The sequence below is a fragment of the Rhizobium sp. CB2179 genome, assembly GCF_057653455.1.
Window position 1 is genome coordinate 549,983 of record NZ_CM172781.1, and the last position, 22,625, is coordinate 572,607.

A 22,625-nucleotide genomic window follows, 5' to 3' on the forward strand; every position below is an offset into this window, starting at 1 on the left:
CGGCTTTGCTTCATATGCCGCGGCGCCATGATGGCATTTTGCTGCAGATGCTCAATGACGGTCGTCTTCGTATCGAAGATGCCGGCCCGCCTGCAAGTTCGGAGTTGTCTTGTCGATCGAAGGATTGGGAACTGCGATGCGGTTGAGCACAACGCGCATGCCGGCCTTTAAGGTTGGATGCAGCCGGAGAGACGACCGGTGATTACCGCCTACTGTTCCAATTGCAAGTCGGTCGAGATCGGCGATCTGTCGCATGCTGCGTCCTTCCCCGAGGATGTCGTCTGGATCGACATGATCGAGCCGACCCGCGATGAGGAACTCTATGTTGAGAAGGTTCTTGGCATCGAGGTCCCGACCCGCGACGATCTCAAGGATATCGAGCCTTCCGCCCGTCTCTATGTCGAAAACGACGCCGTCTTCATGACCGCCTCGCTGCTCTGGAAGGCTGACACCGACGTACCGACGCTGACCGATGTTGCCTTCATCCTGGCTGGAAACCGCCTGGTCACCATTCGCTACGCCCATCCCAAATCCTTTGCGCTGTTCATCGCCGCCCTCCACCGGCTGCCGGAAAACTGGCGCAGCGGCGCTGCCCTTCTTGCCAAGCTCTTGGAGACGATCGTCGACCGCACCGCCGAGATCCTCGAGATCGCCGTCTCGCGCCTCGACATCCTGTCGATGCATGTCTTCGGCGAGCGGGCAAGGAAGGTGCGTAAGCCCTCGAACTATCTCGAGGAGAAGCTGCGCGATATTGCCGGCCATCACCGGATGATCAGCAAGGTGCGCGACAGTCTCGGTTCGCTTGCCCGCCTGCTGACGTTCTTTCACACGATTCCGGCGATCCAGCAGGACCGCGAGGCGAAGGAGCTTTGCCGCACCGTCTCGCGCGATATCCAGTCGCTGTCGGAGCATGCTTCCTTCGTCGCCGCCAACATCACCTTCCTGCTCGATGCTTCGCTCGGGCTGATCAACATCGAGCAGAACTCGATCATCAAGATTTTCTCGATTGCCTCGGTGGTGTTCTTGCCGCCGACATTGGTCGCCTCCGTCTATGGTATGAATTTTCAGGTCATGCCGGAGCTGACCTGGGCCGCGGGTTATCCCTATTCGCTGGCCTTGATGGTGATATCCGCCGTCATCCCCTTTTTCTTTTTCCGCTGGAAAGGCTGGCTCTAAGGAGCCTGTTGCAACTTCATGTCCGAAGAGAGCCATCCGAACGAACGCCATATGACGCCGCGAAAGCTGTTCTATCTCGCGCTGGGTTCCGTCGGTGTCGTCTACGGCGATATCGGTACCAGCCCGCTCTATGCCTTTCGCGAAGCGCTGAAGCCGGTGGCCCATGACGGCGTTACCCGTTTTGAAGTCATCAGCCTGATCTCGCTGATGATCTGGGCGCTGACGATCATCGTCACCATCAAATATGTGCTCTTCCTGCTACGCGCCGACAACGACGGCGAGGGCGGCACGCTGTCGCTGCTGGCCCTTCTGATGAAGACCGCCAACGGCCATACCGCCATCCTGATGCTGCTTGGCCTGATGGGCGCTGCCCTCTTCCTCGGCGATGCGATGATCACCCCGGCTCTGTCCGTGCTGTCGGCCGTCGAGGGCCTGAAACTCGTCACACCCAGACTCGCGGACTATATCGTGCCGATCTCGGTGGTGATCCTGGCGCTGCTCTTCGTCGTGCAATCGCGCGGCACTGGCGCCGTCGCGAGGTTCTTCGGCCCGATCACCGCTGTCTGGTTCCTCGTCATGGCCGCCGCCGGCATTTCCCATATCTCTGACGATTACGGCATTCTGGCCGCCTTCAATCCCTATTATGCCGTCAGCTTCCTGCTGCATGAGGGCTTCTACGGCGTCGTCGTCCTCGGCGCCGTCTTCCTGACGGTGACGGGTGCGGAGGCGCTCTATGCCGATCTCGGCCATTTCGGCCGTCGTCCCATCCAGTGGGCCTGGTTCATGCTGGTTTTCCCGGCGCTGACGCTGAATTATCTCGGGCAGGGGGCCCTCGTTCTCGGCAATCCGGCGACGATGTCCGATCCCTTCTATCTGATGTTTCCGAAATGGGCGTTGCTGCCGGTCGTCATCCTGGCGACCGCCGCGACGATCATCGCCAGCCAGGCGGTCATCACCGGCGCCTTCTCGATGGTGCGCCAGGGCATCAACCTCGGCTTCCTGCCGCGCATGGAAATCCTCTTCACCTCGGAAACCAATACCGGGCAGATCTTCGTGCCTTCGGTCAACGCCGTGCTGTTCATTGGCGTCATCTTCCTGGTCTTGAGTTTCAAGACTTCGGATGCGCTGGCGACCGCCTATGGCATCTCCGTCACCGGCGCCATGGTCGTCACTTCGATCATGGCCTTCGAATTCGTCCGCGCCCGCTGGAACTGGTCGCTTCCCGTCGCGGTGATCGCGCTCGCGCCGCTGGTGGTGCTGGAAATGATCTTCCTCGGTGCCAATCTTTTGAAGATCCACGACGGCGGCTATATCCCGATCATGATCGCCACCGCCTTTACCGTCGTCATGTGGACTTGGCGTCGCGGCACGGCGATCCTGATGGAGAAGACCCGTCATACCGATATTCCGCTCGCCTCCTTCGTCAGCTCGATCGAGCGCAAGAGCGAACATTCGCCGGCCCAGGTTCCGGGCACCGCGATCTTCCTGACCAGCGATCCGGAATCGGCCCCCGCCGCCTTGCTGCATAATCTCAAGCACAACCATGTGCTTCACGACCGCAACGTCATCCTGACGATCCGCACGATCAACAAACCGCGTGTACCGAGCCACGACCGTTACAAGATAGAGCAGATTTCCGAGCGTTTCTCCCGCGTCGAACTGCTCTTCGGCTTCATGGAATCGCAGAACGTCTCGCAGGCTTTGGCGACGCTGCGCAAGACAGGATTGAAGTTCGACATCATGTCGACCTCCTTCTATCTCGGCCGCCGCAAACTGGTGCCGGACGCCAAGTCGGGCATGCCTTACTGGCAGGACCGGCTTTACATCGCGCTCGCCAACGCCGCCGCCAACCCTTCGGACTACTTCCGCCTGCCGGCGAACCGGGTGGTGGAACTGGGCTCGCACGTTATTATTTGAGGGTGGGCAAAGACCCCGCCCCAAATCCCTCCCCACAAGGGGGAGGGGTTTAACCTGTTGGGCCGTCTGCCAACTTTTCGACATTTCAGATAAGCGAGGCGGTGCCGCAATAAGTCCCTCCCGCTTGTGGGGAGGGTCCTTTCGCGAGGCTACGACACATCTCATCCCTCGAACTATCCATCACATTAGAACATCCAAAAATTCTCATGGACACATTTCGGCACGGCCTGTTAACCGGACATCAAGGTTAATGCGGGATTTTCAATGGAATGTTCCAGCGTTCCATGCCCGGAGTCCGTGTTGCGTCGAAAGAGCCCTTCCCGTAGCAAGCTGCGTCTTTTTCCCGAGAATTGGGTGTCCCCCGTAATCTTCGGTCTTGCCGGCTGGCTGATTTTCCCGAGCGTCGCATCCCATGCCGATCTCGCCGCCATGCTCGCCGGCCTCGATCATGAGGGGGAGAACTGGCGTATGGTACTGACCAATTCTCCGGCCGGCTCCATCCACCAGGCCGAACTCGCCTTTGCCGAGCCGATGGTGACGGGTTCGATCGCAGCCGATGCCGGCATGGTGCTGCCCGATGGCCGCAAGGTCGCCTTCAATGCCAAGGACAAGGGCACTGCCAAGGATAGGGGCCATGAGGACACCCCGGACGAGGATCGCGTCAATCGCAGCGCCAAGAAGGGCCGCGTCGTCGCCGTCGAGAAGATGCAGCCGCCGAAGGATTTTTCCGCCGGCTCGATCCTCGAGCGCACCAAGATGCTCTTCACCCCGAGCTTCGATCTCAAGGACCGGTCGGCCTTCGTCAAGCCGACGATCCAGGGCAAGGAAATCGAGATCGCCACATCTTTCTATAAGACGCAGCCCGTTGTGACCGATAACGGCGTGCCGGCAATGCTCGCAAGCCTCGTCACCAACAACAAGGCCGATGTTCTGGCCACCGCCTATGCACCGGCCGCACCCGACTATGCCCGCCAATCGCCCTTCGATTCCATCCTGGCCGAACCGGACAGCGGCCGCTTCGTTCCGGAGATCGGCCCGCGCGACCATGCCTGGGCCGCAAGCGTGCTGGCGCCGAGCGTCTTTTCCGCCCGCGAACAGCAGTGCCTTGCCTCCGGCATCTATTTCGAGGCGCGGGGGGAATCGGTGAAGGGCCAGGCGGCCGTCGCCCAGGTCATCCTCAACCGCGTCCGCAACCCTTCCTATCCGAAGACCATCTGCGGCGTCGTCTACCAGAACGAGGACTGGCGCAACCGCTGCCAATTTTCCTTCGCCTGCGACAGCATCAAGGACAGGGTGAACTCGGAATATCACTGGCGAGTCGCCCGTGACGTGGCGATGGCGGTGACATCAGGCAAGATCTGGCTGCCGCAGGTGGGTTCGGCGACGCATTATCATGCCGTCTATGTCAGACCGAAATGGGCAAAGACCATGGAAAAGGTCGGCCGCATCGGTCTTCACGTCTTCTATCGCACCTATGGCGGCGGCTGGAGCTGAGATAAATCGCCAGGGCAAGCCGATTTCCGGCCCGGAAAAGCGGATTCTTTCCGTCGAATTTGCGCGATCGACCCAGAGTCGATTTATCTCTTTGATTTGATGGGATTATTTTCTCACTGGACAGAAGCTGTCTACGCCTTGACTATGCTAATCCCTAAAACTATGTTGCGCGCGACTTCAGAACGGGCCGGAAGGGTCTCAACCTTCGCGTCCGGGGTCCGAATGACCGGGGTAGCGGGAGTGCGGGCGACGGGCAGGCGAGGAGAGATCCATGGCGGACGACCGCGAGGAAAGTCTAGAAAAGCGCCGTGCGCAATTGGGAGCGAAACTCGCGACCAAGGGCGTCGAGACGGGAGAAGACGAGGCTAGGGAAGCCCGCGCCGAGGTAAGCCGCAAAGGTTATGCCCAGGCGATGAAGCTTTCCAGCGAGTTCATTTCCGCAATCGTCGTCGGTGCTCTGCTTGGCTATCTCCTCGACCGTTTTGTTGGCACGGCGCCTTGGGGTTTGATTGTTCTTCTGCTTCTTGGATTTTGTGCCGGCGTTCTGAACGTGCTGCGTTCTGCGGGGGTGGTTGCCCATCCCCTGGACGACAAGGACGACAAGAAATAAGGACCGGTTCCGGTCCAGTGCAATGACCCCGCGTCCTGCGGGCCAAAGAGAGAGAACAAGCGGTGTCTAACGATCCGACTCATCAGTTCCTGATCCAGAAGATTGTGCCGATCGAAATCGGCGGAATTGATTTTTCGTTTACCAATGCATCGCTCTTCATGGCCGTTTCGGCTGCCGCTGCCGCAGGCTTCCTCTATTTCGCGACCTCGAACCGGGCCATCGTGCCGGGCCGTTCGCAGTCGGTTGCGGAAATGTCCTATGAATTCATCGCCAACATGCTGAAGGAAGGCGCGGGCAAGCAGGGAATGAAGTTCTTCCCGCTGGTCTTCTCGCTCTTCATGTTCGTCCTGACGGCGAACCTGCTCGGCATGTTCCCGTATTTCTTCACTGTCACCAGCCAGATCATCGTCACCTTCGCTCTGGCGATTCTGGTTATCGGTACGGTTCTCGTCTACGGTTTCTATAAGCACGGCTTCCACTTCCTGAATGTCTTCGTGCCCTCCGGCGTGCCGGGCCTTCTGCTGCCGCTGGTCGTCACGATCGAAATCATCTCCTTCCTGTCGCGTCCGATTTCACTCTCGGTTCGTCTTTTCGCCAACATGCTCGCCGGTCACATCACGCTCAAAGTGTTCGCAGGTTTCGTCGCCTCGCTCGGAACCATGGGTGCTCTCGGTATCGGTGGCGCCGTTCTTCCCCTCATCATGACCGTCGCCCTGACCGGTCTCGAGTTCCTCGTCGCCTTCCTCCAGGCTTACGTCTTTGCGGTGCTGACTTGCATGTACCTCAACGACGCAATCCATCCGGGCGGGCACTAAGGATAACGACATCGACGTCAAAGGGCGTCAGTCATTCGCCGCAACAACCATTTCAAAGGAGTTCAACATGGAAGCGGAAGCAGCAAAGTACATCGGTGCAGGCCTGGCTTGCTTTGGTATGGCCGGTACGGCTCTCGGCCTCGGCAATATTTTCGGCAGCTACCTCTCCGGCGCACTGCGCAATCCGTCTGCCGCTGACAGCCAGTTCGGCCGTCTGGTATTCGGCTTCGCCGTTACGGAAGCTCTGGGCATCTTCTCGCTGCTCGTCGCTCTCCTCCTCCTCTTCGCCGTCTGATATCGGCGAATAGATGGATCACGGCCTGCGACCGCAAGCCGTGATCCTTTGCATTTGCAGTCCACCTGGAGGTGAGCATGTTTTTTGTGACCCCGGCTTACGCTGAGGAAGCACCGGCGGCAGCGACGGGTACGGATGCGCACGCCGCTCCGGCCGCAGGCGAGGTCCATACCGAGACTGGTGTCGCCGAAGGCGAACACGCCCGCGGCCCTTTCCCGCCTTTCGATTCGACGACCTTCGCGTCCCAGCTGCTCTGGCTGGTGATCACGTTCGGCGTCTTCTATTTGCTCATGCAAAAGGTCATCGCGCCGCGCATCGGGACCATCCTCGATCAGCGTCACACGCGCATTTCCCAGGATCTGGAAGAAGCAGGCCGCCTGAAGGCCGAAGCCGACGCCGCCGTCCGGACCTATGAAGGTGAACTGGCCGCTGCCCGCGCTAAATCCAACGCGATCGGCTCCGCCGCACGCGACGCCGCCAAGGCCAAGGCCGAAGAGGAACGCCGCGCTGTCGAGGCGAGCCTTTCGGAAAAGATCAAGGCTGCCGAGCTGCGTATCGGCGAGATCAAGGCCAAGGCTTTCGCCGACGTCGGCACCATTGCCGAGGAAACGGCGGCTGCCGTGGTCGATCAGCTGATCGGCGGCACCGTCGCCAAGGCCGATGTCGCCGCCGCCGTCGCGGCTGCCAAGAAGGAGGCTTGATCGATGGAATTTGCCTTTGACGCGACTTTCTTCGCCTTTGTCGGCCTCGTCCTCTTCCTGGCGCTGGTCGTTTATCTGAAGGTTCCGGGAATGATGGCACGGTCGCTCGATGACCGCGCCGATCAGATCCGCAACGAATTGGCCGAAGCCAAGCGTCTGCGCGAAGAGGCCCAGCACCTGCTCGCCGAATACCAGCGCAAGCGCAAGGAAGCGGAAGCCGAAGCGGCCCACATCGTTGCCGCCGCTGAGCGCGAAGCCGAAATGCTGACCGCCGAAGCGAAGAAGAAGACCGAAGAATTCGTCGCCAACCGCACGGCGCTGTCCGAGCAGAAAATCAAGCAGGCCGAGGTCGAGGCGATGAAGGCGGTGCGTTCCGCTGCTGTCGATCTCGCAATCGCGGCCGCTGAAACCGTGCTTGCCAAGCGGGCCGACACCAAAATCCAGTCCGAGCTCTTCGGCAATGCCGTCGGCCAGGTCAAGACCCGGCTGAACTGAGCGGTTTCGAAAAGATTTGAGAGGAGGCCGGGCATGTCCCGGCCTTTTCTCTTGTTGATTACTCGGTCTCGTGCCGGGTATCTGCCGCAGATAAACCGACTGCAGACGTTCGGGCAAACCCGCTGCGGTCCGCTGCTCTCACCCGGCGCCAGCCCCTCATCCGGCTGCCGCCACCTCTCCCCGCAGACGGGGAGAAGGGATATGCCGCGGCCTTCTCCGTCCCCCGCCTATCTCTCGCAGGGCACGTCCCCTCGCCCCGTTTACGGGGAGAGGGTTAGGGTGAGGGGCAGCCTTCGGCGTGAACCGGACAGCATTGGGACAAGCTCGGGCATATCCCGGTCTTTTGAATAACCTACTCGGAAAGCAGCTCGTCCGTCTCAGGAGCGCCCTCGGTCTTACGCAATGGCCTGAAGCTCATCCGGTGCAGCGAGCAGGGGCCGTGTCTCTCGATGCCGGCGCGGTGTTGCGCCGTGCCGTAGCCCACATGCGCGGCAAAGCCGTAATCCGGAAACACGCTGTGGGCCCGCGCCATCATTCGGTCACGCGTCACCTTGGCGACGATCGAGGCGGCGGCGATCGAGACCGAGCGGGCATCGCCCTTGACCACCGCCTGTCCGGGGCAATCGAGGCCGGGCGGCACGTCGAGCCCGTCGGTCAGCACGTAACTTGCCGGAATGGCGAGGCTGCAGATGGCCCGGCGCATGGCGTCGAGGCTTGCCTTGCGGATATCCGTCTCGTCGATGCGCGTCGAGCTGGAGGAGGCGATGGAGACGGTCGCAGTCGCCAGAATCTGCACGAACAGTTCCTCGCGCCGTTGCGCCGAAAGCTGCTTGGAATCGTTGAGACCCTCAGGGATGCGCCTCGGATCGAGAATAACGGCGGCCGCCACGACGGGTCCCGCCAGCGGCCCGCGGCCTGCCTCGTCGGCGCCGGCGACCGGCCAGTGGCCAGCCTTGCGGGCTTTGAGTTCCAGTCGGAAATCCGGCACGAGCGGAGCCGTGTCGAAAAGCAGGGGAGAATCGGGTGACGTGCGAGGTTTCATGCGGCTGAACCTCGCACGCCAACCCGATTGCCCGCAAGTCCCCGGATCAGGGCGGCGGCCGGGGACGCTCCGGCGGATGGTGGCGGTCAGGGCCATCCGCGGGAATTGCGCTCGGGCTCGAAAACAGGCGGTTTCTCGAGAGCCGATGCGCAAGCTCAAAAATCAAAGAAGCGACAGCTGCACGCCGCTGCCATCGGGCGGCACGAACAGATCGTCGCGCAGCGGCATGCTGCGGCGCGTCAGCTCGAAACGTCGGGCGGCCATTTCAAAGCGCCGGGCAATCTGCCAGGCATAGGGGCCGGCGCCCTTCATGCGCTTGCCGAATTCGGCATCGTAATCCTTACCGCCGCGCATCGAGCGCACCAGCGACATCACATGCCGGTAACGATCGGGGTAATGCTGCAGCAGCCAGTCGCGAAACAGCGGGCTGACCTCGAGTGGTAGCCTGAGGATGACGTAGCTCGCCTCGGCGGCTCCGGCAGCCTTGGCCGATTCGAGGATGCGCTCCAGTTCGTGGTCGTTCAACGCCGGGATGAGCGGGGCGGCCAGCACAGCCGTCTGGATGCCTGCTTCGGCAAGCGTGTGGATCGTCTCCAGCCGCCGCGGCGGCGTGGCGGCTCGCGGCTCCATCGTCCGGGCAAGCTTGCGATCCAGCGTGGTCACCGAGATGCCGACGCGCACCAGGTTTTTAGCTGCCATCTCCTGCAGAATGTCCAGATCACGCAGGATCATCGCCGACTTGGTGACGATCGATACCGGATGGTTCGCCTTGTTCAACACCTCGAGAATGCCACGCATGATGCGCCATTCCTTCTCGATCGGCTGATAGGGATCGGTATTGGTGCCGATCGCGATCACCCGCACCTTGTAGCCGGGCTTGGCGAGTTCCCGCTCCAGGAGTTTCGCCGCATCGGGCTTGGCAAACAGCTTCGTCTCGAAATCGAGCCCTGCAGAAAGCCCCATATAGGCGTGTGTCGGTCGGGCGAAACAATAGATGCAGCCGTGCTCGCAGCCGCGATAGGGATTGATCGAGCGGTCGAAGGGAATGTCCGGCGATTCGTTGCGGGTGATGGCCGTGCGCGGCTTCTCGACCTGCACTTCGGTCTTGAATGGCGGCAGCTCTTCCCACGTCTGCCAGCCATCGTCGACGGTTTCGCGTTGCTGCGCCTCGAACCGACCTGTCGGGTTCAGTCCCGCTCCACGTCCACGCCGCCGATCGACCTCGACTCTCAGACCGGAGGAAACGATCATCGCATCGGCAATATCTGCCGTATTGGCAGGCGCGAATGCGGCCTGCCCTGCCAGGGACTGCTCTCTCATCGGATTCTCCCGCGGCGAAAAGCCATCGCCCTCGTCCGTTTTGCTGATTAAATTCCTATCCGCAAAACGAGAACAATGCAAGAACAAAATGAGGAAAACGGTGCTGGCAAAAATTTGTGCGGCGCATTATAAATGGTCAATGTTGACGGTTGTTCTCGAATGTCAGGATCAGGAATCTGAGCTGGCACAGACTTTATCGGTATTGGTGGCAGGCGCGGTGGAGGGGCTGGTGAGCGATGTGGTCGTGCTCGATCACGGCTCGCGCGACGGCACCTCGCGGGTGGCCGACGCCGCCGGCTGCCGCTTCCATTCGCAGTGGGATATCAAGGACATCGTCCGCTCGGCGCGCGGCGAATGGCTGCTCTTCGTCGAGCCGGGCGCCAGACCCCAGGCCGGCTGGATCGATGAGATCGCTGAATATGTCGCGCTGAACAAATTGCCGGCGCGCTTCACCGCATCGCGTGCCTATAGGCGCCCTTTCTTCCAGCGTGTCGGCCGGGCCGTGCCGCCGCTGGAACTCGGCTTTCTCCTGCCGAGGAAGCAGGCGCTCGCTATCGCCAAAAGCGGGATGCGGCTTACCGAATTCGTCAAGGGCCAGAAGCCGCGCAAGCTCGCGAGCGAATTGATTCCGTCCTGGGTTGCCCGCGCTGCGCGATAGGTGCCACAACTCTCTCCATGAGCAAAAGATGGCGCCCAATAGGATTTCGCGCTATAATTCAACATGGCGCCGTCGAAGCGCCTCGCTTCGCAACGGAATGGCCATGGAATGCCGGTGAACGGCAGAACAGGTCAGCGAGAATCTCCTCTTCTGCCGGGCTCCCGGCGAAAGGAGGTGCGTCATGGCACGCGGTAGGATCTACGGCGTACGCAGTATGATCTACGGCCTCATAGCCGTCATATTGCCGACATTGGTGATCGCGCATCCGCATTCGGCTGCATCGCAGATGATGCGCAGTTGCGCAGGCCGACCCGAAATCGTCAATTTCCTGGACAAGAACTTCGCCGAAAAGCTCACGGCAGTCGGACTGATCAACGAGAACGCCATTCTTGAGGTCTATGCCGCCGAAAGCGGCACCTGGACCCTCATCGTCACGGACGTTCACGGCATAAGCTGCGTTCTGCTGTCGGGTGACAGCTGGGACACGATGCCCGTCCTGCCGGGCCTGGCCACATAGTGAATGCTCCTGGTGTGCCAGGGGCAACCATGCCCTACTTCGTCGCGCCGCGTTTCAGGTGCTCGTCCAGCCGCGGCATGATCTCGACGAAATTGCACGGCGCGCTGCGATAGTCGAGCTGTCCTTTCAGAATGCCGTCCCAGGCATCCCGGCAGGCGCCGGGCGAACCCGGCAGCACGAAGATAAAGGTGGCGTTGGCAACGCCCGCCGTGGCGCGCGACTGGATCGTCGCCGTGCCGATCTTCTCGTAGGAGATCCGGTGGAAAATGGCGGAAAAGCCGTCCATCCGCTTTTCGAACAAAGGCTCCAGCGCCTCTGGCGTCACGTCGCGGCCGGTAAAGCCGGTGCCGCCTGTGGTGATGACGACGTCTATGTCTTGGTTCTCAGTCCAGGCCTTCACCCGCGCGGCAATCTTTTCGCGATCATCGGGCACGATCCCCCGGTCGACCAGCCTGTGCCCCGCCTCCCTGATCCGCGCCGCCAGCGTGTCGCCTGATTTGTCCGTCTCCGGCGTGCGGGTATCCGAGATCGTCAAAACCGCAATGCCGACCGCGATGAAGGGTCGCTTTTCGTCCAGACCTGCCATCACGCGCCTCCCGAAACCGTTTCTGTCGCCTGGAAATACCAGTCAGGGCGCTTGTCGTGAAGAGCTGCCGCCGCACCTTCGGCAGCAGTCATGCTCGCAAAGATGCCGAAACAGGTGGCGCCGGAACCGGACATGCGGGTCAACAGGGCGCCGCGAGCCTGCAGCATCGCCGAGATCGCCGCAATCTCGGGCACGAGTTCGCGCGCCGGCGGCTCCAGGTCGTTGCGGGCAGCAGCAATCGCCGCGAGCCAGTCGGCAGCCTGAGACCCGCTCAAAGCCAGGCTCAGGGCCGGATTGTTCTTTGTCGCCAGCCGGCGGAAAACCTCAGGCGTCGCGACGCCCTTCAGCGGATTGGCAAGCACCATGGCAAAGGCCGGCAGATCAGGCACCGGTTCGATCTTTTCGCCGATGCCGCGGGCAATCAGCGGCCGGCTCTCCAGGCACATCGGCACGTCGGCGCCGAGCTTCAGAGCCAATGCTGCGAGCGTCTCCGCAGATAACGTCGTGCCCCAGAGCCGCATCAGCCCGCGCAGCGTCGCGGCCGCATCGGCCGAGCCGCCGCCGATGCCGGAGGCAACAGGCAGGTTCTTTTCCAAATGGATGCGGACGGGAAAGGCGAGGGGACCGACCACCTCACGCAGAAGGTCGCGGGCCTTCAGCACCAGGTTGGTGCCGCCGTCGCCGGCAAGCGTTTCGCCAAAACGGCCGGACAGGGTCAATGCGTCGGTCGGCGACCGCATGAAGTCCAGCCGATCGCCGTGACCTGCGAAGGTCACCAGCATATCGAGCAGATGATAGCCATCCGGCCGTTGGCCCGTCACATGCAGGGCGAGGTTGATTTTCGCGCGTGCTTCCTCGGAAAAGCTAGAGCATGATGCCGAAAAGTGTGAGCGGTTTTCGGACGACATCATGCTCTATTTCTTTGATCTCACGCCGGCCACGCCCTCATCAGGCATGGTCCGTCAGGATTTCTTGTCGACCGGCGGCGGGGTGACGGGCGCCGGATCCGGCTGCTTCTTGTCGGCCGCCTTGGCATCGTCACTGGCGGGAGGCAGGCCGTTGGCGACCTTGTCCTTGATCTTCGGGATCTCGGCAGCTTCGGGCTCGGAGGCGAGCGCCCGGTTCCACTGGTAGACGGCCTCGAGCTTGCGCCCGACGCGCCAATAGGCATCGCCGAGATGGTCGTTGATCGTCGCGTCGCCGGCCTTGATCTGTGCGGCCCGCTCCAGCTCGTCGACGGCATCGTCGAAGCGGTTGAGGCGGAAATAGGCCCAGCCGAGCGAATCGATGATGTAGCCGTCGTCAGGGCGAAGGTCGACGGCCTTCTTGATCATGCCGAGACCTTCATCGAGGTTCCGGTTCATGTCGATCCAGGAATAGCCGAGATAATTCAGCACCTGCGGCTGGTCGGGATTGAGCTCCAGCGCCTTGCGGAAGTTCGGTTCCGCCTGGTCCCACTTCTTCAGCCGCTCATAGGCGATGCCGCGCTGGAAGAAGACGCTCCAGTTGGCGCGGCCGGGAATGGGGCCGATCGTTTCGACGGCCTTGTCGTAATTCGTGGCCATCGCCTGGTAGTCCTTGGCGTCGGAGAGCACGCTGCCATAAGCGAGGTAACTGCGGATGTCCTTCGGGTCGGAGGTGATAAGCGCCTGCAGGTGCTTGCGCGCCTCATCCACCTTGCCGCCCTGGGCAAGCGCAAGGCCGAGCTGCAGCTCGGAGATGCGCCGCATCGGCGAATTCTCCGGCACCTTCTTGTAGAGCGCGATGGCGCGGTCCATCTGGTTCTGCTTCTCGGCAATGCCGCCAAGCAGCACCAGCGTATCGGCGCTGTTCGGATCGAGCGCATTGGCCGTCTGCAGATACAGCGAGACGATGTCTTCGGCGCCGTCGCGGTTCAGCGCGCCGCCGACCGAAAAGAGCACGCCGGCAGCACCCTCTTCGGCCGTCTTGACCTGCTGGTCCTGCTTCTCGTTCTTCTCGATACTGTCGCGCAGCGCGTTCAGCGGCGCATAATTCGGCAGCAGGTTGTCGCCGACGGAAACGGCGTCGAGCGCCTTCTGCTTATTGCCTTGTGTTGCTTCGAGGCGGGCAAGCGCCATCACGGCGCGCATGAAGGTGTCGGGCGCCGTCGCGCCGCCTTCCTTGTCGAGCACGGCATCGTTCAGATGCTGGTGGGCGGATTTCACGTCGCCGGTGACGATGGCGATCGCGCCGGCATTGTAATTCTGGAAGATGCGGAACCAGTCCGGGCCCTTCATCTTCTCGACCATGGTGAGCGCTTCCTTACCGCGGCCGGCGCCGACGCGGGCCCAGGCGAGCAGCAGGTCGTTCATCATCCGGTCGAGATCGTTTGGCCCCTTATATTTCAGGATGGCCTCGGCGGACTTGTAGTCGTCGCGGCGCACGGCATCCATGCCGCGCACGATCGTGGTGATGCGCTCGACGGAAGGATCGCCCTTCAGGTCGTTGGCATATTTGACGCCGTCCTTGATATCGCCATTTAGCAGCAGCGAGATCATCAGCCGCTGGCGAATCTCGGGATTGCCGGGCTCGATCTGCAGCGCCTTCTTGTAGAGTTCGATCGCGGTTTCGTAGTCATGATCGACATCGGCCGTGCGCGCGGCGAGGAAGGCGCCGGAGAAAGTGGTGACGCTGTCTGCATCGAAGTGAACGGCCGTGCCGGCATCGTCTGTCTTGGCCGCATCCTCGGCGTTCGCGCCGCCGACACCGCTGAGCGAAAGGACAGCGGCAAGCGCTGCGCTCGTAAGAAGACGGATGGCAAGTCTCTGCCGCATTAGGAAACCTTTCTTCGACAGCGTCCCGGACAATGTGCCGGTCGCAAAACAAGTTGCGATCACTGATTCATAACAGGATGGCTTTTTTGAAGCGGCGCCGCAAGAAAATCAGCCTGCGATCAAGGACGTTTGATCAATTGACGCGCTCGATGCAGAAGTCGATCACTTCCATCAGGGCGGATTTCCAGACCGTATCGGGAAGGGGCGCAAGCGCATCCCGTGCGATCGTGCCGTAATGGATCGCGCGGCCGATCGTGTCGCTCAGCGTGCCATATTTGGTGATCAGCCCCAGCGCTTTTTCGAGGTTTGCGTCGGTGCTGTTGCCGGCTTCGATCGCATCGCGCCAGAACGCGCGCTCGTCCTCGGTGCCGCGGCGATAGGCGAGAATGACCGGCAGGGTGATCTTGCCCTCGCGGAAATCGTCGCCGACATTCTTGCCGAGATCGGCCGCCTTGCCGCCATAGTCGAGCGCGTCGTCGACCAGCTGGAAGGCGAGCCCGAGATTCATGCCGTAGGATTTCAGCGCATTGCGGCCGGACCGGCCGGCCTCGGCGACGATTGGCCCGACTTCGGCGGCGGCGGCAAAGAGAGCCGCCGTCTTGGCGCGGATGACGGAGAGATAATCGTCCTCCGTCGTCTCCATGTTCTTGGCGACGGAAAGCTGCAGCACCTCGCCTTCGGCGATCACACAGGCGGCGGAAGACAGCACGTCGAGTGCATCGAGCGAGCCGACATCGACCATCATCCGGAAGGCCTGGCCGAGCAGGAAGTCGCCGACCAGCACGCTTGCCTGGTTGCCCCAGATCATCCGCGCCGTCGATTTGCCGCGGCGCAGATCGCTTTCGTCGACGACATCGTCGTGCAGCAGCGTTGCCGTGTGCATGAACTCGACCGATGTGGCGAGCTTGACGTGGTTTTCGCCCCTGTAGTCGAACAGCGAGGCGGAAGCCAGCGTCAGCATCGGCCGTAGCCGCTTGCCGCCGGACGAGATCAGATGGTTCGCCACTTCGGGGATCATCTGCACGTCGGAGCCGGCCTTAGACAGAATGAGCTGGTTTACTCGCTCCATATCCGCCCTGGTGAGATCGACCAGCGGCTTTATGGATGCCAGTTTGTTTTTGCTTTCTTCAAGCGGTATGACCACGCCCAACGACCCGGACTCCTATTCATTCATTGCACCTGACAATAGAAAGGGGCGATGGACGCGGCAAGGGGTGAATTGTCGCGCCGAGCGAAATTGGAAGGAAAACGACGGCAAATGCATGAGCTTATCCGCGCCAACGACCCCGTTCTGCTCTCCTTTGCCGAGAGTTTGATGAAGGATGCCGGAATTCACTGCTTCATCGCCGATCAGGGCATGAGCGTGCTGGAAGGCTCGCTCGGCATGCTGTCGCGCCGCCTGCTGGTGGATGAGGAGATGGCCGATCAGGCGCGCCGCATCCTCACCGATGCCGGTCTCGGCGGCGAGCTGCGCGAGCGGAAGTGAGCTCCGATGACCGCCACTGACACTGTCGATGCCTTTCATCGCGGCGGCTTCCATGTGGTGCAGCCGAAGGGCAGGGGTCATCGCTCCGGCATGGATGCGATGCTGCTTGCGGCGCTCGTCGCCGACGATCGTCCGGTCAGGGTCGCCGATCTCGGCGCCGGCGCCGGCGCTGCCGGCCTTGCCGTCGCCTCGCGGCTTGCCAATACGCAAGTCGTGCTTTTCGAGCGCTCGGCCGAGATGGCCGATTATGCCCGCCGCAGCATCCTGCTGCCTGACAATGCCCATGTCGCCGGCCGCGTCAGCGTCGTCGAGGCCGATGTGACGCTGACCGCCAAGGCGCGCAACGATGCCGGGCTCACCGATGAGAGCTTCCACCACGTCATCATGAACCCGCCCTTCAACGACGCCGGCGACCGGCGCACACCGGACGCGCTGAAGGCCGAAGCCCATGCGATGACCGACGGCCTGTTCGAAAGCTGGATCCGCACCGCCGGCGCCATCATAATCCCAGGCGGGCAATTGTCGCTGATCGCCAGGCCACAGTCGATCGCCGAGATCGTCGCCGCCTGCGGCCGGCGCTTCGGCGGCATCGAGATCACCGCCATCCATCCGCGTCAGGGTGAAAACGCCGTGCGGATACTGGTGACTGGTATCAAGGGATCGCGGGCGCGGCTGTCGCTGCGTGCGGCCCTCATCATGCACGAAGAGGGGAGCCACAAGTTCTCCCCTCTCGTTGATGATTTCAATAATGGCCGGGCGGCCTATGCCAGGCTTTAGACTGGCGCCACACTTTTCCTGAAAAATGCTTCAGCCGGTGACGAAGTCGAAGAGCAGCTTGACGTTCAGCCCGGCGATGACGATCGCGATCAGATACGCAACCCCACTCAGCCAGCGCGGTGCCACGAGTTCACCCATCTTGGCTTTGTTGGCGGTGAACATCACCAGCGGGAAGACGGCGAAGGAAAGCTGCAGGCTGAGCACCACCTGGGTCAGGATCAAAAGCTCTGCCGTGCCCTGGTCGCCATACCAGATGGTGACGATCGCTGCCGGCACGATGGCGATGGCCCGGGTAATCAGGCGGCGCACCCACGGCTTCAGCCGAATCTTGAGGAAGCCTTCCATGACGATCTGGCCGGCAAGCGTCGCCGTCACCGTCGAGTTGAGACCGCAGCAGAGAAGCGCGATGCCGAACAGCGTCGGCGCGACGGCGAGGCCGAGCAGCGGCGACAGCAGCGAATAGGCATCGCCGAGTTCGACGACGTCAGTCTTGCCGTGCGCATTGAAGGCGGCGGCAGCCAGGATCAGGATCGAGGCGTTGATCAGCAGCGCGAAACAGAGCGCGACGGTCGAGTCGATCGTCGCAAAGGTGAGCGCCTCCCTCTTTTCGGGAACCGTATGGCCATAGGCCCGCGTCTGCACGATACCGGAGTGGAGGTAGAGATTGTGCGGCATGACGGTCGCGCCGAGAATGCCGAGCGCCAGATAGAGCATCTCGGGATTGGTGACGATCTCCGTCGTCGGGAAGAAGCCGGTGAGGACCGCGCCCCATTGCGGGTCGGCCAGCAGTATCTGCACGCCGAAGCAGACGGCGATAACGCCGAGCAGCGCGATGATGAAGGCTTCCACCCAGCGGAAGCCAAGCTTCTGCAGGAAGAGGATCACGAAGACGTCGAGCGCGGTGATCAGCACGCCGAGTTCGAGCGGGATGCCCATCAACAGGTTGAGGCCGATCGCCGTGCCGATCACCTCGGCGATATCGGTGGCGATGATGGCGATTTCCGCAAAGGCCCAGAGCGGCAGCGAGACATATTTCGGAAAGGCGTCGCGGCAGGCCTGGGCGAGGTCGCGGCCGGAGGCGATCGCCAGGCGCGCGCAGAGCGATTGCAGCACGATCGCCATCAGGTTGGAAAGCAGAGCGACGGTGAGCAGCGCATAGCCGAATTTCGAGCCGCCGGCGAGCGAGGTCGCCCAGTTGCCGGGGTCCATATAGCCAACGGCGACCATGTAGCCCGGTCCGGCGAAGGCTGCCGCCCTTCGCCATCTCGAGCTGTGACGCCCAGTACCGACGGTGCGGTAAACATCCGACAGCGACGCTTCTCCGCGTTCGTGCCGCCAGCCGTTCTTTGCATTCGGATTGAGGGCGTCCATGCGATTTCCACCTGTTTTATCGTCAGCGCACTATGACGAATTAGAATGATAATGCAAGTCATTCGCAATAACAAATTCAAACCCGCTATTTTCAGGAACGCGGCCATTGCGTTTGCCGTTCCAGCGCATACATGGAGGCGATCGTGCGACCCGAAGCGAAGGATGGAAAATGGCCGGATTCTTGAGAAAACTGCTGCCGAAACGGTTCCGCAAGGACGGCATCACCATTCCGGTCGTCCGGCTGCAAGGGGCGATTATCAGCGGCGGCGGCCAGTTCCGACCGACCCTCAATCTCGCCAATGTCTCTCCGGTTCTGGAAAAGGCCTTCGCCATGAAGGACGCGCCGGCGATCGCCATCTCCATCAATTCGCCGGGCGGCTCGCCCGTCCAGTCGCGCCTGATCTTCACCCGCATTCGCGAGCTCGCCCGTGAGAAACAGAAGAAGGTTCTGGTCTTCGTCGAGGATGTCGCTGCCTCCGGCGGTTACATGATCGCGCTTGCCGGCGACGAGATCATTGCCGACGCCACCTCCATCGTCGGCTCGATCGGCGTCGTTTCCGGCGGTTTCGGCTTTCCCGAACTCTTGAAGAAGATCGGCGTCGAACGCCGCGTCTATACGGCGGGCGAAAACAAGGTGATCCTCGATCCCTTCCAGCCGGAAAAGGAAAAGGATATCGAGTATCTGAAGAGCCTGCAGCTCGAAATCCACCAGGTCTTCATCTCCATGGTGCGCGAACGTCGCGCCAGCAAGCTGAGGGACGATGCGACGGTATTTTCCGGCCTGTTCTGGAGCGGCACGCGCGGCCTCGAACTCGGCCTCATCGATGGCCTCGGCGATATGCGCCAGGAATTGAAGAGGCGCTACGGCCAGAAGACCAAACTGGAGCTCGTCACCGCCGGCCGCGGCCTGTTCGGCCGCCGGATTCCAGGTGTGTCGCCGGTTTCGCTCGAGGACGCTGCATCCGGTCTCGCGACAGGGCTTGTCGAAGCGGCGGAAGAAAGAGCATTGTGGAGCCGTTTCGGGCTTTGAAGGGAGCAAGAGAGGGGCATGCCGCAGTTAATTACTATTCTGATCCTGGTCTTCTCAGCCTGGTGGCTTTACCGCCGCTTCGTCTCCGATGCCCGCAAGCTCGCCGAAAAGTCGCGCCGTGCTGAAAAAGAGCGCCAGACCGGCGCGATCGGCACGCTGGTCAAGGACCCGGCGACGGGAGAGTACCGGCTGAAGCGCGAGGGAGAATAAGAGGCGTCGCCACTCATTTGCCTCTCATCCGGCAATGGCTCCGGGCGCTCTGCAGGTGGAAGCCCCCCTCTGCCCTGCCGGGCATCTCCCCCACAGGTGGGAGATCGGCAAGTGGCTAAGGCTTCCCCAAACAACGGAACGCCTGCGCGGAGCCGTTATGAAAGCCGGCACATTCCCCCCAGCCGATCTCCCCCTTTGTGGGGGAGATGTCCGGCAGGACAGAGGGGGGCACCCCCCACAGCACAAGAAAGAATTCCTCTTCCATATCGGCATTCGATGGCTCTCCGCCGCTGCAAAAGTCTTGACCCCCGCCGCCCTCCATGGCACCTGTCGCGCCGATAAATCCCAAGCAATCGGTGCCGTTCGATGTCAGCTATCCCAGACCATATGAACCCGAAGCGCTCCTTCCAGGCGCTGATCCTGACCCTGCATAATTACTGGGCGGACAAGGGTTGCGCGGTGCTGCAGCCCTATGACATGGAAGTCGGCGCCGGCACCTTCCACCCTGCCACCACGCTGCGCGCCCTCGGCCCCAAGCCCTGGAAGGCCGCTTACGTCCAGCCGTCGCGGCGCCCGTCCGACGGCCGCTATGGCGAAAACCCGAACCGGCTGCAGCATTATTACCAATACCAGGTCATCCTGAAGCCGAACCCGCCAAACCTGCAGGAGCTTTATCTCGGCTCGCTGGCGGCGATCGGTCTCGATCCGCTGCTGCATGACATCCGCTTCGTCGAGGATGACTGGGAAAGCCCGACGCTCGGCGCCTGGGGCCTCGGCTGGGAATGCTGGTGCGACGGCATGGAAGTCTCGCAATTCACCTATTTCCAGCAGGTCTGCGGTATCGAATGCTCGCCGGTCGCTGGCGAATTGACCTATGGTCTCGAACGGCTCGCCATGTATGTCCAGGGCGTCGACAATGTCTACGACCTGAACTTCAACGGCCGCGACGGCGACGAAAAGATCAGCTATGGCGATGTCTTCCTGCAGGCCGAGCAGGAATATTCGCGTCATAATTTCGAGTTCGCCAATACCGAGATGCTGCACCGCCATTTCGTCGATGCCGAGAAGGAATGCCGGGCGCTGCTCGATGCCGGCGCCCCCGGCGACAACGCCAACCAGCGCCTGCACAAATGCGTCTTCCCGGCCTATGACCAGTGCATCAAGGCAAGCCATGTCTTCAACCTGCTCGACGCCCGCGGCGTCATCTCGGTCACCGAGCGCCAAAGCTATATCCTGCGCGTTCGCACGCTTGCCAAGGCCTGCGGCGAAGCCTTTCTGCTGACCGACGCCGGCGGCGTCAATCTCTCGAAAGCGGCGGCGTAAAAGCCGTCTCGAAAATTTCCGTCGCTTCCGTCGCTCCGCTTCTTTTGTATTGCGCAAACCGCCCCCACATGTCTTGTGGGTGTTGCGATCACGTATGGCTTCGGTATCTCTTTTGAAGAGCGGTATTCTTTACTTTAAACTTTTGTATGAAAATTCCGCCCCCAGGATGTTGCGCCTTTTAGCATGGCCCATCTTATGCGCCATGCTGTTCGTCCTGACTTCGTGCAGCAATTTCGACAAAGAATTCACCGTCTATTCGGCAAACACTACGATCGAAGTCTATACCGACGGCAGTGCGTTTGTGTCGGAACACTTCGACATTTTGGTCAAAAAGGCGGAAAATTACGGCGGCGTCTACGTTGATATCCCTCAACGTTTCACGGATGCGTCAGGTGGTGTTCACTGGCGCGATTTCGAACTGGCCGCAGCCCGGCGTGACGGAATCGACGAATATTATTTCAAAGAAAACAATGTGCCGGGCTATTCGGTTTACATAGGAGCGGAGCACTGCAAAAGCTGTTCTGCAGATCTGCTCACCGGTGTTACAAAGATCCAGATCGCTTACTGGCTCGGACGCCTGGTTCGTCAGGAAGGCGATCACGAGGTTCTCTTCCTGCCGGCCTATATGGGCCGCGTGCACGGCCAGGGAGCGAAAAAAACGCTTACTCTGAAGCTGCCGCCGGGCGGAACGGTACGCCCCTCGCAACAGGATCGGGCGGCGGGCTATGACATTACGCGGAGCGCACCGAATGAGATCTTGGTATCTATTCCAGTAGGTAAAGCGGATCGAAAGCTGCCGGACATCGAGATCGAATATCCCGCAGGGACCTTTGTGACCGTAACGAGCGGCGAGCGGGTGCAGTGGTGGCTTTCCGATCACTTTCTCCCATTCATAAGCATTTTGGGACCGCTCATCGCCGGTCTGTTTGTCCTCATGAGATTGGGGCAGGGCTGGCGATTGCCTGCACCTTCAATTGCTGGCGATAGCAAGAAGACGGAGAGCATCTCGCCTGCTTTAGCCGCCTATGTGTTTTGGAACTGGAAGCCGGATACTGCAAAGGCGGCCTTCATGGCGTCTGTCTGCCATCTCGCAACGAAGAGACTGCTTCGCATTTCTGGCCTTGGGGAGAATGCTGAAGCTTCGGATTTGTCTGCCAGGCAGGTGCGCAAGAAGGGCAAGGTGGCGCGCGCCAGATGGTATGGTCTTCCAGCTGTGACACGTTCGGTATTTGGTCGAATTGAAGGAGAGCGGCCCGTCAATGATCGGCGCACCGTCGTATATGCCCTGTATGGTTTCGAACGTGACTTGCACCAGATAGTCGCCGAGGAATATTGGAAAGTTAGAGGCGGCGCAGATCGAGCAGCGTTGACGACTTCGGCTACAATTCTAGTTCTTGGCATTGCCACTGCCTATTTGTCGGGCCTCTTGATTTTTTCCGCGGCCATCTGCGGGATATTGCTCATTGTTTTTCTGGTGGTAACAATGTTCCGCCATCCAGAGCGGTTTCCCGTGGCCACCGGCACCTCCGAGCAGTTCAAACAGGCGATTAGTTTGTTTGTGGGTCTTCCGGCGATACTGATTGTTGCACTTTGCTATATCGGCACGACCGAGGTGATCGGCGAACAGCAGCCATATCTGGTGGCGATCTTGCTGCACATTGCCGGCATTATCGCCGTTTTGGCGATGCTGCGCATGCCAACGTCGAAGCAGCGGCAGATCCGCAATCACATCCTCAGTTTGCATCGTTATTTCCACGGTGAGATCGATGGCCCGCCAATGTCGATCGAATGCTACGAGCACCATCTGCCCTTCGCCGTCGCGCTTGGTGTCGAGCAACGCTGGACCGAACGTTTCAACCTCTGGCGAGAGAGCGAGAAGATGGATGCCTATGCTCCGGATTGGCGAATAAGTTCTTAGACGAGCGGTATTTTCAAAGTCTGATCGAAATCAGTCAAAGAATGACTGCGCCAAGATGACTTTGTTATGCCGAATCACTAACGTGCGAT

Annotated in this window: 23 protein-coding genes; 16 read left to right on the forward strand and 7 right to left on the reverse strand. The window is 61.0% G+C overall.

Annotated elements, in window-relative coordinates; genetic code table 11:
- Nucleotides 1-198 precede the first annotated feature (198 nt).
- The 8 genes from AC244Q_RS02665 (at nt 199) to AC244Q_RS02700 (ending at nt 7,503) form a co-directional block, all read left to right on the forward strand.
- Nucleotides 199-1,176, forward strand: coding sequence for a magnesium transporter CorA family protein (locus tag AC244Q_RS02665; RefSeq protein WP_012756236.1), 978 nt, complete (start codon nt 199-201; stop codon nt 1,174-1,176).
- 18 nt (nt 1,177-1,194) lie between these two features.
- Nucleotides 1,195-3,093 carry a potassium transporter Kup gene (locus AC244Q_RS02670; RefSeq protein ID WP_012756237.1) on the forward strand — a complete coding sequence of 633 codons (1,899 nt, stop codon included), beginning with the start codon at nt 1,195-1,197 and terminating at the stop codon, nt 3,091-3,093.
- A 264-nt stretch (nt 3,094-3,357) separates the two neighbouring features.
- Nucleotides 3,358-4,587 carry a cell wall hydrolase gene (locus AC244Q_RS02675; protein ID WP_128407395.1) on the forward strand — a complete coding sequence of 410 codons (1,230 nt, stop codon included), beginning with the start codon at nt 3,358-3,360 and terminating at the stop codon, nt 4,585-4,587.
- Nucleotides 4,588-4,858: 271 nt separating this feature from the next.
- The gene (locus tag AC244Q_RS02680; protein WP_012756239.1) at nt 4,859-5,197 is read left to right on the forward strand and encodes an AtpZ/AtpI family protein; all 339 of its coding nucleotides are present in this window, start codon (nt 4,859-4,861) and stop codon (nt 5,195-5,197) included.
- Between the two features lie 62 nt (nt 5,198-5,259).
- A complete protein-coding gene (locus AC244Q_RS02685) occupies nt 5,260-6,012 on the forward strand; it encodes a F0F1 ATP synthase subunit A (RefSeq protein WP_012756240.1) in 753 nt (250 codons plus the stop codon).
- A gap of 67 nt (nt 6,013-6,079) precedes the next feature.
- Nucleotides 6,080-6,307: a F0F1 ATP synthase subunit C gene (locus tag AC244Q_RS02690; RefSeq protein ID WP_003545854.1), complete on the forward strand. Its 228-nt coding sequence runs from the start codon at nt 6,080-6,082 to the stop codon at nt 6,305-6,307.
- Nucleotides 6,308-6,384: 77 nt separating this feature from the next.
- Nucleotides 6,385-7,008, forward strand: coding sequence for a F0F1 ATP synthase subunit B (locus tag AC244Q_RS02695; RefSeq protein WP_012756241.1), 624 nt, complete (start codon nt 6,385-6,387; stop codon nt 7,006-7,008).
- Nucleotides 7,009-7,011: 3 nt separating this feature from the next.
- Nucleotides 7,012-7,503 carry a F0F1 ATP synthase subunit B gene (locus tag AC244Q_RS02700; protein WP_012756242.1) on the forward strand — a complete coding sequence of 164 codons (492 nt, stop codon included), beginning with the start codon at nt 7,012-7,014 and terminating at the stop codon, nt 7,501-7,503.
- A gap of 352 nt (nt 7,504-7,855) precedes the next feature.
- Here the strand turns inward: AC244Q_RS02700 and rnhB are convergent, their stop codons facing one another.
- Together rnhB and AC244Q_RS02710 are read right to left on the reverse strand one after the other, a co-directional pair.
- Nucleotides 7,856-8,545 (reverse strand): ribonuclease HII, encoded by a 690-nt coding sequence (gene rnhB / locus AC244Q_RS02705; RefSeq protein ID WP_012756244.1) that lies wholly within the window; start codon nt 8,543-8,545, stop codon nt 7,856-7,858.
- A gap of 162 nt (nt 8,546-8,707) precedes the next feature.
- Nucleotides 8,708-9,865, reverse strand: coding sequence for a PA0069 family radical SAM protein (locus tag AC244Q_RS02710; protein WP_113545780.1), 1,158 nt, complete (start codon nt 9,863-9,865; stop codon nt 8,708-8,710).
- A gap of 139 nt (nt 9,866-10,004) precedes the next feature.
- On the opposite strand from AC244Q_RS02710, the gene AC244Q_RS02715 reads away from it, so the two are divergent.
- On the forward strand, nt 10,005-10,523 hold the full coding sequence (locus AC244Q_RS02715; RefSeq protein WP_128407656.1) for a glycosyltransferase family 2 protein: 519 nt from the start codon (nt 10,005-10,007) through the stop codon (nt 10,521-10,523).
- A 181-nt stretch (nt 10,524-10,704) separates the two neighbouring features.
- Nucleotides 10,705-11,040 carry a hypothetical protein gene (locus AC244Q_RS02720; RefSeq protein ID WP_012756247.1) on the forward strand — a complete coding sequence of 112 codons (336 nt, stop codon included), beginning with the start codon at nt 10,705-10,707 and terminating at the stop codon, nt 11,038-11,040.
- A 34-nt stretch (nt 11,041-11,074) separates the two neighbouring features.
- Here the strand turns inward: AC244Q_RS02720 and moaB are convergent, their stop codons facing one another.
- The 4 genes from moaB to AC244Q_RS02740 all read right to left on the reverse strand — a co-directional run bounded on the left by moaB (nt 11,075) and on the right by AC244Q_RS02740 (nt 15,571).
- Complete coding sequence (gene moaB / locus AC244Q_RS02725) at nt 11,075-11,626, reverse strand: molybdenum cofactor biosynthesis protein B (RefSeq protein WP_012756248.1); 552 nt, start codon at nt 11,624-11,626, stop codon at nt 11,075-11,077.
- The gene (locus AC244Q_RS02730; protein ID WP_128407651.1) at nt 11,626-12,537 is read right to left on the reverse strand and encodes a 4-(cytidine 5'-diphospho)-2-C-methyl-D-erythritol kinase; all 912 of its coding nucleotides are present in this window, start codon (nt 12,535-12,537) and stop codon (nt 11,626-11,628) included. Before AC244Q_RS02730 ends, moaB begins: the two co-directional genes overlap by 1 nt.
- A 51-nt stretch (nt 12,538-12,588) precedes the next feature.
- Nucleotides 12,589-14,421 carry a tetratricopeptide repeat protein gene (locus tag AC244Q_RS02735; RefSeq protein WP_128407652.1) on the reverse strand — a complete coding sequence of 611 codons (1,833 nt, stop codon included), beginning with the start codon at nt 14,419-14,421 and terminating at the stop codon, nt 12,589-12,591.
- Between the two features lie 133 nt (nt 14,422-14,554).
- The gene (locus AC244Q_RS02740) at nt 14,555-15,571 is read right to left on the reverse strand and encodes a polyprenyl synthetase family protein (RefSeq protein WP_003556922.1); all 1,017 of its coding nucleotides are present in this window, start codon (nt 15,569-15,571) and stop codon (nt 14,555-14,557) included.
- Nucleotides 15,572-15,679: 108 nt separating this feature from the next.
- Between AC244Q_RS02740 and AC244Q_RS02745 the strand changes: the two genes are divergently transcribed.
- Nucleotides 15,680-15,907, forward strand: a complete 228-nt coding sequence (locus tag AC244Q_RS02745) for a putative signal transducing protein (RefSeq protein WP_003556924.1) — start codon at nt 15,680-15,682, stop codon at nt 15,905-15,907.
- A 6-nt stretch (nt 15,908-15,913) separates the two neighbouring features.
- Complete coding sequence (locus AC244Q_RS02750) at nt 15,914-16,684, forward strand: tRNA1(Val) (adenine(37)-N6)-methyltransferase (RefSeq protein ID WP_113545783.1); 771 nt, start codon at nt 15,914-15,916, stop codon at nt 16,682-16,684.
- 30 nt (nt 16,685-16,714) lie between these two features.
- Here the strand turns inward: AC244Q_RS02750 and AC244Q_RS02755 are convergent, their stop codons facing one another.
- Nucleotides 16,715-18,055, reverse strand: a complete 1,341-nt coding sequence (locus AC244Q_RS02755) for an Nramp family divalent metal transporter (RefSeq protein WP_128407653.1) — start codon at nt 18,053-18,055, stop codon at nt 16,715-16,717.
- A 169-nt stretch (nt 18,056-18,224) separates the two neighbouring features.
- Here AC244Q_RS02755 and AC244Q_RS02760 point away from each other — a divergent pair, with 169 nt between their 5' ends.
- From AC244Q_RS02760 to AC244Q_RS02775, 4 genes are all read left to right on the forward strand, one after another.
- Nucleotides 18,225-19,085, forward strand: a complete 861-nt coding sequence (locus AC244Q_RS02760; protein ID WP_012756253.1) for a S49 family peptidase — start codon at nt 18,225-18,227, stop codon at nt 19,083-19,085.
- A gap of 18 nt (nt 19,086-19,103) precedes the next feature.
- On the forward strand, nt 19,104-19,295 hold the full coding sequence (locus AC244Q_RS02765) for a membrane protein (protein WP_003556931.1): 192 nt from the start codon (nt 19,104-19,106) through the stop codon (nt 19,293-19,295).
- A gap of 366 nt (nt 19,296-19,661) precedes the next feature.
- Nucleotides 19,662-20,618 (forward strand): glycine--tRNA ligase subunit alpha, encoded by a 957-nt coding sequence (locus AC244Q_RS02770; RefSeq protein ID WP_128407654.1) that lies wholly within the window; start codon nt 19,662-19,664, stop codon nt 20,616-20,618.
- 94 nt (nt 20,619-20,712) lie between these two features.
- Nucleotides 20,713-22,536 carry a DUF2207 family protein gene (locus AC244Q_RS02775; RefSeq protein WP_012756254.1) on the forward strand — a complete coding sequence of 608 codons (1,824 nt, stop codon included), beginning with the start codon at nt 20,713-20,715 and terminating at the stop codon, nt 22,534-22,536.
- Nucleotides 22,537-22,625: the final 89 nt, after the last annotated feature.